At 48.5% G+C, this 12,316-nt stretch carries 13 protein-coding genes; 1 reads left to right on the top strand and 12 read right to left on the bottom strand.

From position 1 onward, the window contains the following. The first annotated feature begins 30 nt into the window (after nucleotides 1-30). Nucleotides 31-669, top strand: coding sequence for a CBS domain-containing protein (locus tag BS617_RS02345; protein WP_075171304.1), 639 nt, complete (start codon nucleotides 31-33; stop codon nucleotides 667-669). Here the strand turns inward: BS617_RS02345 and BS617_RS02340 are convergent. The 12 genes from BS617_RS02340 to ccmA form a co-directional block, all read right to left on the bottom strand. Continuing rightward, on the bottom strand, nucleotides 666-887 hold the full coding sequence (locus BS617_RS02340) for a YheU family protein (RefSeq protein ID WP_075171303.1): 222 nt from the start codon (nucleotides 885-887) through the stop codon (nucleotides 666-668). The genes BS617_RS02345 and BS617_RS02340 overlap by 4 nt on opposite strands. Beyond that, complete coding sequence (gene ligA / locus BS617_RS02335) at nucleotides 884-2,953, bottom strand: NAD-dependent DNA ligase LigA (RefSeq protein WP_075173400.1); 2,070 nt, start codon at nucleotides 2,951-2,953, stop codon at nucleotides 884-886. The genes BS617_RS02340 and ligA overlap by 4 nt, the downstream gene beginning before the upstream one ends. Nucleotides 2,954-3,052: 99 nt before the next feature. Then, complete coding sequence (gene zipA, locus BS617_RS02330) at nucleotides 3,053-4,993, bottom strand: cell division protein ZipA (RefSeq protein WP_075171302.1); 1,941 nt, start codon at nucleotides 4,991-4,993, stop codon at nucleotides 3,053-3,055. 62 nt (nucleotides 4,994-5,055) lie between these two features. Further along, nucleotides 5,056-6,309 (bottom strand): c-type cytochrome biogenesis protein CcmI, encoded by a 1,254-nt coding sequence (gene ccmI, locus BS617_RS02325; RefSeq protein ID WP_075171301.1) that lies wholly within the window; start codon nucleotides 6,307-6,309, stop codon nucleotides 5,056-5,058. Further along, nucleotides 6,306-6,851, bottom strand: coding sequence for a cytochrome c-type biogenesis protein (locus BS617_RS02320; RefSeq protein ID WP_075171300.1), 546 nt, complete (start codon nucleotides 6,849-6,851; stop codon nucleotides 6,306-6,308). The genes ccmI and BS617_RS02320 overlap by 4 nt, the downstream gene beginning before the upstream one ends. Then, complete coding sequence (locus tag BS617_RS02315) at nucleotides 6,851-7,402, bottom strand: DsbE family thiol:disulfide interchange protein (protein ID WP_075171299.1); 552 nt, start codon at nucleotides 7,400-7,402, stop codon at nucleotides 6,851-6,853. Before BS617_RS02315 ends, BS617_RS02320 begins: the two co-directional genes overlap by 1 nt. A gap of 7 nt (nucleotides 7,403-7,409) precedes the next feature. After that, a complete protein-coding gene (locus tag BS617_RS02310; RefSeq protein WP_075171298.1) occupies nucleotides 7,410-9,377 on the bottom strand; it encodes a heme lyase CcmF/NrfE family subunit in 1,968 nt (655 codons plus the stop codon). After that, on the bottom strand, nucleotides 9,374-9,835 hold the full coding sequence (gene ccmE / locus BS617_RS02305; protein ID WP_075171297.1) for a cytochrome c maturation protein CcmE: 462 nt from the start codon (nucleotides 9,833-9,835) through the stop codon (nucleotides 9,374-9,376). Before ccmE ends, BS617_RS02310 begins: the two co-directional genes overlap by 4 nt. Continuing rightward, on the bottom strand, nucleotides 9,832-10,035 hold the full coding sequence (ccmD, locus tag BS617_RS02300) for a heme exporter protein CcmD (RefSeq protein ID WP_075171296.1): 204 nt from the start codon (nucleotides 10,033-10,035) through the stop codon (nucleotides 9,832-9,834). Before ccmD ends, ccmE begins: the two co-directional genes overlap by 4 nt. A 2-nt stretch (nucleotides 10,036-10,037) precedes the next feature. After that, nucleotides 10,038-10,808 carry a heme ABC transporter permease gene (locus BS617_RS02295; protein WP_083609902.1) on the bottom strand — a complete coding sequence of 257 codons (771 nt, stop codon included), beginning with the start codon at nucleotides 10,806-10,808 and terminating at the stop codon, nucleotides 10,038-10,040. Nucleotides 10,809-10,817: 9 nt separating this feature from the next. Beyond that, nucleotides 10,818-11,516 (bottom strand): heme exporter protein CcmB, encoded by a 699-nt coding sequence (gene ccmB / locus BS617_RS02290; RefSeq protein WP_139303177.1) that lies wholly within the window; start codon nucleotides 11,514-11,516, stop codon nucleotides 10,818-10,820. 8 nt (nucleotides 11,517-11,524) lie between these two features. Then, complete coding sequence (gene ccmA, locus BS617_RS02285; RefSeq protein ID WP_075171294.1) at nucleotides 11,525-12,160, bottom strand: cytochrome c biogenesis heme-transporting ATPase CcmA; 636 nt, start codon at nucleotides 12,158-12,160, stop codon at nucleotides 11,525-11,527. Nucleotides 12,161-12,316 lie beyond the last annotated feature (156 nt).

Raw genomic sequence — 12,316 nt, 5'->3', positions numbered from 1 at the left:
CACTCCCCGTAAAACAGAACAGGAGTCACCATGTCGTTAATTATTATTGATGCTGGATACCGGATACAAACGCCGGTGGAGTCTCAATTCCCGGCGCAAGGTATTGATGGGTTAACCCAAGCAAAAGCGGCGCACGATGCCGCTGGCCGAGAACGCCGAGTTGATGCTGACGGCGAAAATTTCACTCACCTTTTAGAAGCCGAAAATCATGCACGCTCTCGCCCACCGCCAAAGGATATCGTGTATGAAAAACCCGCCGGTATTCAAGAACGGCCACGCGGCATTACTGCCGAGCAAATAATGTCTCAACCCGTCCACACCATTCCAAGAGAAACCACCTTCCAAGCAACCTGGGACAGGATGGAGGTTTTGGGAGTTGGCCATTTAATCACAGTCGATGCCGACAATAAGCCCGTTGGCATTATCTCACGTAGCGATGTACGTGAGCACGGGAAAAACTCACCCGTTAGTATTGCAAATTTTTACAGCCAGCAAATGATCGCCGCATCACCCGATACTGAAGCCAGCTTAATTGCCCATGCATTGGTTGAGCACCATATCAATGCGGTGCCTATTTTTAATAACGATGAGCAATTAGTAGGGATAGTGACACGCAGTGACTTACTCCGGCTGATTATTACCGGAGCACACTTAGAACGCTGGGCTTAAAGCTGGTTAATTTGATCTTTATGGACAATACCCGCTTGCTCAGTCGCTTCGTTAAAAATAATCACGACCTCTTTACGCGCCAGCAAGGCCTTAACTTGCGACACTTTGGTGGCCAAGTCAGTTTCATGATCACCATAGTCGGTGCCATCGCGCGTGACAAACTCTTCGATTAACGCATTCAGCGTATCAGGTGATAGCGCTTCTGCCGGAATAATCACAAGGTTACCCCATGCTCAGCTAGTAAATCGATTAAGCCTTGCTCATCTAAGACAGGAATCGATAGCGATTCTGCTTTGGCTAATTTACTGCCAGCACCTGGACCTGCTACTACGCAATCCGTTTTTTTAGAGACAGAGCCCGACACTTTAGCGCCTAGTGCTTGAAGCGCCTCTTTGGCTTGGTCACGCGTTAGTTGCTCTAATGTTCCGGTTAGCACGTAGGTTTTACCATTCAACGGTAGTGACTCCTCACTCACGGGCGCCTCTTCGGGCCAGTGAACACCAGCATCACGCAGTGCTCGAATAACTTCGCAGTTATGCGGCTGCTGGAAAAACGTTTCAATGTGATGCGCAACGATTTCCCCTACATCCGGGACAGCAATAAGCTGCTCTTGGCTGGCGTTCATGACCTCATCAAGCAAACCGAATGCTTTTGCCAGATTACGCGCGGTAGCTTCACCCACTTCCCGAATACCTAATGCGTAAATAAAGCGTGCTAATGTGGTCGCTTTACTTTGCTCGATGGCGGCTAACACATTAGTAGCCGACTTATCGCCCATGCGGTCTTGCGTGGCTATTTCGTTATGGGTAAGGCGATAAATATCCGCAATCGAGTTCAGCAGTTTTTTATCAACCAGAACATCAATCAACTTTTCACCAAAGCCTTCGATATCTAATGCTTTACGTGAGGCATAATGGCGTAATGCTTCTTTGCGCTGTGCCGAACAACTAACTCCGCCACTACACCGTGATACCGCCTCGCCCTCAACACGCTCAACATCCGCGCCACACACTGGGCAATGCGCAGGAATCACAATAGGCTGCGCATCCGCTGGACGCTTTTCGGTCACAACACTAACGATCTGTGGAATCACATCACCGGCGCGACGAATAATAACCCAATCTTTAACTTGCACACCCAAGCGTTCAATTTCATCCATGTTATGCAAGGTCGCGTTACTCACCGTAACCCCCCCAACAAACACAGGCGTTAAACGCGCCACGGGAGTAACGGCCCCCGTGCGACCCACTTGGAACTCTATATTTTCTATTTGGGTTATTTCTTCTTGCGCTGGGAATTTATGGGCAATCGCCCAACGCGGGAAGCGCGAAACAAACCCGAGTTTTTGCTGCAGCCCATAGTTATTCACTTTAAAAACCAAGCCATCAATTTCGTAAGGCAGCGAGTTGCGCAACTCAGCCATACGTTGGTAGTAATCATGGCAACCAACGGCCCCTTCCGCTTTCTCCAAGTGCTTGTTGATTTTGAACCCCCACGCTTGTAACTGATGCATCACGTCGAAGTGATTATCTGGCATAAGCACAGCGTGGTTGTCCTTATCATCTGGCGTGTTTTCAACAACACCAATGCCATAACAACACATTTCTAGTGGTCGGGTTGCTGTGATACGCGCATCCAATTGGCGCAAACTGCCTGCGGCCGCATTACGCGGGTTAACAAATAGCTTTTCACCTTTGGCTTTCGCTCGTTCATTAATGGTCGCAAAGCCGGCTTTGGGTAAGTAGATTTCACCACGGACTTCTAACCGATCGGGAACCTTCCCCATCAGCTTAAGAGGTATAGACTGTACGGTGCGAACATTGTGTGTGATATCTTCTCCGGTTGCGCCATCGCCCCGCGTCAAACCGCGAACTAACACGCCTTTTTCGTACATCAAACTGATAGCAATACCATCTAACTTTGGCTCACAGGCATAGGTGACTAGAGCGGTATCACCCAAGCGATCACGCACACGACGGTCAAACTCACTTAAGTCTTCTTCAGAAAACGCATTATCCAGCGAGAGCATAGGGATTTCATGCCGCACTGATTCAAAACCAGCAACGGGAGCACTCCCCACACGCTGTGTAGGAGAATCACTAGTGATCAACTCGGGATAATCAGCCTCGATCGCTTTCAAACGATTAAACAGGCGGTCATATTCCGCATCAGGAATACTTGGCTCATCCAACACATAATATTTATAGCTGTGCTGTTCAAGCGTTTCGCGTAATTGGTGAAGCTCATTAAGTAAAGCGGTATCGACTGGTGTTTCGGTAGGCATGGGCTTAGGCATTTCAGTTATTCAAAGACAGCATAAACTATCGTAAAACGGACAAATAAGGCAGAGAAAGACGCAATAAAAAAGGGCTTACGCCCTTATTTATCGACCGCGACGGATGCGCTTATGCATTTCATGCTCGCGTATACGTTCTCGGTAATGCATTTTGGTTTGAGAGCCCATCACTGAGTGGTTCTCATCCAACAGGTCGCCATCTAAGTGGGCGGCCACCGTTTCGGCTGTCGCCAGCATACATTCAAAGGCATTCTTCGGGTCTTCGGGTTCGCTCATGGACATAAAAAAGCTCACGCCACGCGTTTCCATATCCGCCATAGTTTCGAGCTGGAAGGTACCCGGGTTAACCGCATTAGCCATACTGAACTGCACAGCCCCTTTATCGATGCCATCTTCAAAGCGGTGGAATAAGTCCATATCTCCATGACGCATCTCACAAGCTAGGACCAATTTAAGCAGCTGCTTGCCGTTAAGCGGTTGTTCTTTGCCTACTACGGTAATCACCAGCACCTCATCCGGCTCCGGTGGATGCTCGCGCGCTTTACGGTCAACATGCGCTCCTTCTATGAGCGGATCATCAAACAACGAGTCTTGCTCTGGTACTTCGGCTGGCAGGGCTGGCTCTTGCGCAACCACCTTTTTAGGCTCTGGCTGAGGTGTGAGCGGTGCTGTTTCAACAGGTTCTTCTTGCTCCCACTCAGGCTCTGACTGTGGTTGAGGCTGTGGTGGAGGCTGTAGTTGAGACTGTTGTTCCGGCGCTGCTTGCTTACGTTTGGCCGAACTCAGCGCCGACGCAACCGCTTGCGCTTTTGCGGCCAACTGGCTCACGGCACTTTCTTTTGCATTGCCTTGCCCACTATCTTTTACACTGGTGTGTGCAGGCTCTGGCTCTGGCATATCAAACATTTCTTGTTGGATACGCGCCTCTTCACGCTCAGCGGTAAACTGACGCATGAGCACAGTGACGGGCTGTTCTAGATCAATATCCGCTTCGCTCTTCTCATCGCTGCGCTCGTTAGCCACTTCTGCTTCTGATGTTGGGGGGTCTTCCAAAGCTTCAGTTTCAGCTTCATCATGCATTTGTTCAGGCGTGTGAACCTTATAAGAGCCATAAGCATTGGCATCATGCTGTTCCAAGGTTAACGGATCAATATCTGTCGTTTCTTCAGCGTTTATTGCCGCCGCAACCACTGGATCTTTCAAGTCTTGATGAATGATGTCCGATGTCGGTACTTGATGCGGTTCACTCACGTCGTCTATCGCGGTAAATTCTGGCTCAACATCCGGCGCAGAGCTGGCCGCAGGACGCGGTCGCGAGACAATCTCAGGAATATCATCAAACAGTGGGTCTAGTTCATGAATGTCTTCATCATTATCTGATGCGATATCTGAATAATCGTCCGATGAGCTAGTCACCGCTTCGATGGACTCTTGCGCATTATCAGCTAGGCCTGCTGACTCAACGGCTGGCTGGTAGTCCACTGCCGCTTGTTGGCTTTTTTCTGACGCATTGGATGCGACTAACGGCTCTGGTTTAGGTTCTTTAACTGGCTCAGGTTCTGATGCGGGCACGTCATAAGCTTCAGCAACGTAGGGGTCATCTGCCGGTTGTGAAAAGTCAGGAGCTGAAAGCGGCGAATCTTGATGCGCACTAATCCCAAGATCCAAGGCGTGCGAATCAACATTATCCGACGCTGTAGTCTTGTTATACGCCGTTGGGTTATCAGCCACCTTAGCGTGCTGTGCCGGCCGAGCCGGCGCAGGTGCGTAATCTTGGCGGCTGTTATAAGCAGGCTGCTCAGAAGACGGCGGCGAATGCTCATGAGGTTTAAGACGTGCACCACCGTTAGGTAGCTCAGGATTATGATGCCCGTCTTCACCAAAGTCAGCACCTTCGGTGAATTTACCGTCTATATCGATCTTCAAGGTGTCGCGTTGACCGCGTACGCGACGCCAACCATCAAAGATAATCAGTCCGATCACCAACACCCCGCCGATGATAAGCCATTCTCTTAAGCCGATATCCATGATGTAAAAACAATCCCCAGCAATGTTAAGCGTTTATTATCGTTACTATAAACCGATCCTTCTCACTGAACAACGTGATCAATAAGTAAGTTAAGCGGTTCTTCCTGTTCCGCTACGGTAACGGTTAGTAAGGGTGACGCTAAATCGCCGGGTGAAGCCTGTGGTTGGCCGCTCATCGAGATACGGGCTCCCACTTCAACTTCACTCTGAGATGACAATCGCATTTGCGGTGTCATGGCCATAGAATCATCTAAGCTAATCGTTATTGGCAAATCTTTGACTGTAAAACGCGCAGCAGCAACAGGTATTTTACCACCGACAGCCCGTGCAAAGATAAAGACCGGCTGATCTGGCGATAACTGTGCTAACAACTCAGACGAGATTGATACCGTTAGCGGTAGTGCGACATCGACCAGTTCTGGAACATCTGGCAAGGGTTCTCCGGCCTCTTCCAAACTGGTTAATGCACTACGTATTCCGTTTTTGATTGATTCTGCCGCTTCTGGTTCCGCAAATTCTAATGCTTTTCTCCAAACACTGATGGCTTGGTTAAAATTACCTTGGGAGTACTGGTCAATTCCACTCAAGCCCAACGCAGTTACTTCATTTGGCTCGCGCTCTAAGGTGAGTTCAATTTGCTGACGAACTTCATCTGTTACATCGCCATTCACAAAGTACAATGCTTGTGCATACTGCCCCATAACTAACGGATACTGCGGCGATTCGCTTGGCAGTATCAACAATACTTTTTGGAAGGCCTCAGTCGCCTTAGTAAACTCACCCATATTCATATAGGTGGTCGCCAGCACGTACCAGCCCTCTGCATTGTCGGGCTTTTTAGCCAGTTCAGCTTCTAACAGACCAACAACCTCTTCCACTGTTGGTTGACGACCCTCTTTAGCAAACGGCTGATCTTGACGATTCAGCGTTAGCTCCACTAAATCAGCATTGCCGTATTGATGATACAAACCTAAACCCATGACTGGGATTAAGATGGCAATTAGCATCACTGCCATTAATTGCGGTTTACCAACAACCGTGGTGGATTCGGCATTGACTGAACTAGGTTGGCCTTCAGCGTCTTCTAGTAAGTTTTTTTCGAGTTCTAACTTTAATTCATCGAATGCCGCTGGCTGAAGCGTGCCGGCATCACGCTCAGCTTCTAATTCAGCCAAGCGCTCTTTAAAAATGTGGATATTTTCTTCTGTACGATCAATGGCCGCTTCATGCTGTTTTCGTGTTTTTGCAAACGGAAGAAAAATAAAAGCCAAAGCTAACAATGTCAGTAACGCTATACCAGCCCATAGCTGAATCATGGTGTTTCCTTATTAACTGGCTGATCAGATTGTTTGCCAGCGCGATCGCTGTTATCAGTACTTTTAAGTAACGCGCCTAACCGCGCATTGTGGTCAGTAGCTGCCTTTGTGTTTGGCGCTGAATTATCTGCATCGAACGCTTGAGCGCCCGCTTTACTTAGTTTTTTACGACGACCAAGGATGAGCACCACAATGACACCGAGGCCCAACAATACAAAGGGGCCATACCATAAAATCCAGGTATAGCCTGTGAGGCGCGGCCGATACAAAACAAATTCGCCATAACGAGCAACCATAAAATCGACAATGGTTTGGTCGCTATCGCCAGCTTCGACCATACGATAAACCTCTCGGCGTAGGTCTTGCGCTATTGGCGAGTTTGAATCAGCTAAATTTTGGTTTTGACACTTTGGGCAACGCAGCTCAGCCGTTAACTCTTGAAAGCGCTCGCGTGCGGCATCATCGGTAAATTCATAGGTATCAATGGCGGCTAATGCAGGTAAAGCAAAAGCACTTAACAGGATGAGTATTAAAGCACGCATTAGCCTGCGCCCTCCTGCTGAGACGGCTCGCTAACCTGTTTCATAATGCTACGTAGCTGCTCCCACACCGCCTGATCTACCGCACCCACATGCCGATAACGAATAATGCCATTCGCATCCAGCACATATGTTTCTGGGGCGCCGTACACACCTAAATCAAGCCCTAGGCTACCTGCCTCATCATAGATATTGAGCACATACGGATTTGAGTAGCGAGCTAACCAGTCATTCGCGGCAGCTCTTTCGTCTTTGTAGTTAATCCCATAAATAGTGACGCCCTCTTCACGTGCTATTTTGTTCAGTTGAGCATGCTCTTCTTTACAGGTTGGGCACCATGTCGCCCACACGTTAAGCAGTGCCGGCTTCCCTTTGAGGCTCTCTTGGGTGAGTAAGCCATCTTCAGCGGCAAGCGCCGGTAGTGAAAAGGCGGGGACCGGTTTATTCAGCAAAGCCGTTGGTAGCTCAGTGGGGTCTAACGTGAGACCTTTCCAGAACAGAGCGCCGAGTGCGATAAAAACAACCAAAGGAATAAATAAAAATAAACGTTTCATAAGAGCCTCAGGCAGGTACTAGCTTACGCATCAATTGTTTACGATAACGAGGGTCGGTTGCGGACAACAAGCCACCGGCTGTCATCATTAGTGCACCTAACCAAATCCAACGCACAAAAGGTTTGTGCTGAATCCGCACGGCCCAAGCACCGTCGGTTAATGGCTCGCCAAGCGCTACATACAAATCCCGGAATAAGCCCGCATCAATATCGGCTTCGGTCATCATATTTCCACGTGCTTGATACACTCGTTTTTCAGGGTGCATGGTAATGTACGGTTCACCCGACTTAAGCACTCGTAACACACCCTGATCCGCAATAAAATTAGGGCCTTGGACTTTGCGTGATCCTTCAAATATAAAGGTGTAGTCCGCAAACTCTAAAGTATCGCCAGGCGCCATACGTAAATCGCGCTCTTCACTGTACACAGAAACTAAACACACCCCCACAATAGAAACCGCTAGCCCTAAATGCGCTAAAGTCATAGCGTAATAGCTTCGCGAAAGGCGAGTTAAGCCACTAAAAGGAGCGGAGCCTGCACGGATTTTAGTCATCACTTTATTCAGCACATCGCGTAATACCGAAAGCAAAACCCAAACAGCTAAGGTAATACCCACAATGGTTGTGACATCCAAGCCTGCATACACCCAGTACGTGATAGCAAACCCACTGATGACAGCGATAACCGCTGGTAACCACAACTGCTGCACCAAATAACGTGATTCAGTTTTTTTCCAGCGCGCCAAAGAACCTATGCCCAGCAAGACGGCCAATATAGATGTTAACGGAACAAACATGGCATTAAAGTAAGGAGGCCCTACCGAGATTTTACCCAGCCCCAAGGCATCCATCACCAATGGGTACAAGGTTCCCAGTAATACCATTAAACAGATCACCACCAGCACAACGTTATTGAGCAGCAAAAAGGTTTCACGGGATAACCACTCAAAGCTGGACTCACTTTTAACGTGAGCCGCTTTAATGGCATACAATAAGAATGATCCACCAATCGTGATAGCCAAGAGCGCCAATACAAAGTAGCCACGCTCTGGATCAGTGGCAAACGCATGCACAGAGGTGAGCACACCCGAGCGCACCAAAAAAGTACCCAGCAGACTTAATGAAAAGGCAAAAATAGCAAGTAATACCGTCCAGCTTTTAAAGACCCCACGCTTTTCGGTAACTGCCAAGCTGTGGACTAACGCCGTTCCCACAAGCCACGGCATAAATGACGCATTTTCTACTGGGTCCCAAAACCACCAGCCTCCCCAGCCGAGTTCGTAATACGCCCACCAACTCCCTAGCGCAATCCCTAAGGTTAAGAAGGCCCATGCCACATTGGTCCACGGACGAGACCACCGTGCCCAAGCCGCATCTAAACGGCCGCTCATCAACGCAGCGATAGCAAAAGCAAAGGCCACAGAAAAACCAACATAACCCATGTATAACATAGGCGGATGGATGATCAGGCCTATATCTTGAAGCAGAGGGTTTAAGTCACCGCCTTCCAGAGGCGTGTTGGGTAATAAGCGCTCAAACGGGCTAGAAGTGACTAAGGTAAACAGCGTAAAACCGACACTAATCATGCCCATCACCGATAACACACGGGCCACGATATCCAGCGGCAAGCCCTTACTTTTTACAGCAACAGCGTATGTCCACCCGGCCAATATCAGAATCCACAACAGCAACGAGCCTTCGTGACCGCCCCAAACAGCACTAAACTTGTAATAGATAGGCAGTTTGCTATTAGAGTTGTTGGCTACATAGGCAACCGAAAAGTCATCCGTCAAAAAGCTATACACCAAGCAAGCCATGCTGATCAGTAAGAAGAGAAACAACCCCTTGGCTAGCGGTCGCGCATAATTCATCCACAAGCTATTGCCGACAAAAACACCGTATAACGGCACTACCGCTAGGAAAACAGATAAAGTGAGCGCTAAAACGAGCGCATATTGGCCAATTTCAGGGATCATTTGTTGTACGTCTCTTTTTCTGGCATTGGCATATTGCCCGATGCTTTTAGGGCTTCTGCCACTTCGGGCGGCATGTAGTTTTCATCGTGCTTGGCAAGTACTTCATCAGCCTGAAAAACGCCGTTAGCGTCCATAGAACCTTGAGCCACTATCCCCTGCCCCTCGCGAAATAAATCAGGCAAGATCCCAGTAAACTCCACAGGGACCGTTTTGTCGTAATCTGTTATTTCAAAGGCAACGTGCAAACTATTTTGATCCCGTATTACAGACCCATCTACCACCATGCCTCCTGCGCGTATACGAGCACCTTCGGGCGCTTCGCCAGCGTTAATCTGAGTTGGCGAATAAAATAAATTAATGTTTTGATTCAACGCATACAGCGCCAAACTGACAGCAGCAGCCACACCAAATACTAAAAACAGCACAAGGATTAAGCGTTTTTTACGTTTCGCATTCATAGTTTTTGACTCTCTTGGCGACTCGCTTGGTGCTTTTCTCGACGAGCACGACGTACCAGATTATTGATCAGAGCTTTACGAGCAAGAATGGGCATTAGTATATTCGCCGCAATAATCGCCAATGCGATACCATACGCCAACCAAACATAGAGGCCGTGGCCGCCCATATTGATAAACTCAGAAAAGGTAGAAAACTGCACAATCACCCCTTATCACTAGTGCCAGCTACGATGAGTTCACGCACCCAGCCAGCACGCCGCTCGCGGCGAAGAATTTCGGTACGAAGCCGCATCATTAGCGACACAGCAAAAAAACAATAAAAGCCAATCACCATCACCAACAAAGGCATCCACATTTCAGCCGGCATAGCAGGCTTTTCTGTCAGAGTGAAAGTGGCAGGTTGATGCAAGGTGTTCCACCAATCAACCGAATATTTGATGATAGGAATATTCACCAAGCCAACCAGTGATAGCACCGACGCTGCTTTAGCGGCCATGGACTCGCTTTCCATAGCGGCATGCATTGCCATAACACCCATATAAAGAAACAGCAGAATAAGCATAGAGGTAAGTCGAGCATCCCAAACCCACCAAGACCCCCACGTCGGTTTACCCCAAATGGCTCCTGTGACTAGAGCAATAACAGCCATGCTGGCACCAATAGGCGCACAGCTATACGCCACCATATCGGCAACCTTCATTTTCCAAATCAAACCAATGGCACCCGCTATCGCCATTAACATATAACACGACTGTGCGAGGATAGCGGATGGGACATGGATGTACATTATACGAAAGCTGTTACCCTGCTGATAATCGGCAGGAGCAAACATAAGCGACCATACAACGCCACCCACCAGGCATAGCCCCGCTATGGCAGCAAACCAAGGCAACAACTTACCGGTAAACTCGTAACACCAACGTGGCGATGCCAATTGATAAAACCATCGAGGCATCCATTTTTTACCCGCCATATAAAGACCCTAACCGCTCACCGAAATTTTGACCGCTGCGCTAATCGCCACAGGCGCTAACACACAACCTAACGCTAACATGGCCCCCATAATGGCTAAAAATCCATCATAAGGCACACCCATCGCTGCTGCCTCCACAACGCCTGTACCAAAAATAAGTACTGGTATATAAAGAGGCAACACGACTAAAGAGATTAAGACCCCACCGCGCTTTAAACCAACCGTAAGCCCTGCGCCAATCGCACCAATTAAGCTCAATGTAAATGTCCCTACTAACAAACTACTCATCAGCCCTAGCATGCCTTGCGCTGGCAAAAACAACATCATGCCAATTAATGGAGACATCAGCGTGAGCGGCAATCCCGTGGTCATCCAATGCCCAACGACTTTTGAGAAACAGACAACCATAAGGGGTTGAGGGCTCAAAATCACCTGTTCTAAAGTCCCATCTTCATAGTCCGAACGAAATAGGCTATCTAAAGATAAGAGAGTTGCTAACAAGGCCGCGACCCATACAATACCCGGCGCTATCTCTGATAACACAGCAGGTTGAGGGCTCACGCCTAAAGGAAATAAAGTAGCCACCATCAAAAAAAAGATCAGCGGGTTAACTAGATCGCTCTTTTTACGAAAGCTAAGTAACAAATCGCGCTTCAAAACAGCGCTAAATAACCGCCACAGCGACTCATCAGAGGTATTAGTGTGCATACTGGTCATCAAGTTCCCATATACTCTTCAAGGTTAAGGCGTGTTACTGGACCTGAGTGACTTAGATCATGATGCGTCGTCAAGATAACGCTCCCCCCTTGCTCCACATGCTGGGCAAGCAGCGCTTCTTTTTCAGCGACCCCACGTTTATCAATTGCGGTAAACGGCTCATCTAAAATCCACAAGGGCGCATGAGTCATATACAAACGGGCTAAGCTCACACGTCGATTTTGACCTGCCGATAATGAGTGGCATGGAACATCTTCGTAACCTGCCAACCCTACTTTGTTCAGTGCTTGATGCAAATCCCGCTCATCAATACTGGGGTGAATAGCGGCGTACCAACGTAGATTCTCTTCCGGCGTTAAAGCACCTTTAACCCCCGGCTGATGACCAAAATACAGCATAGAGGCGGCAAACTCTTCCCGCACATCAGCCATGGGGTCTCCTTTCCAGAACAACTCCCCCTCATAAGAAGACGACAAGCCGCTTAAAATACGAAGCAAGGTGGTTTTGCCACTTCCGTTAGGGCCAACAACTTGAACTAGCTGCCCAGCTTGGACGTCAAAAGATAGTTGCTCGAATAAGATGCGCTCATCACGTTCGCAAAAAAGGTCGACAATTTTTAGCAGGGGTTCTAGCACACCTCTTCCTCAAACACTGCGCTTTAAACGGGTTAGCGCTACACTAAATCGGACGTTGGCCGATTAATACGGTGTGCATTATATACAAAATAAGACAGGCATGTGGATTGCTCTGCATCACATAACGCGCGTATTGCACGCGCATTGAGAGTGGTG

This window comes from Neptunomonas phycophila, from assembly GCF_001922575.1.
In the GTDB taxonomy this organism is placed as follows: Bacteria; Pseudomonadota; Gammaproteobacteria; order Pseudomonadales; family Balneatricaceae; genus Neptunomonas; species Neptunomonas phycophila.
Note: the sequence above shows the minus strand (reverse complement) of the source record. Positions and strands in the feature narration are given on the sequence as shown.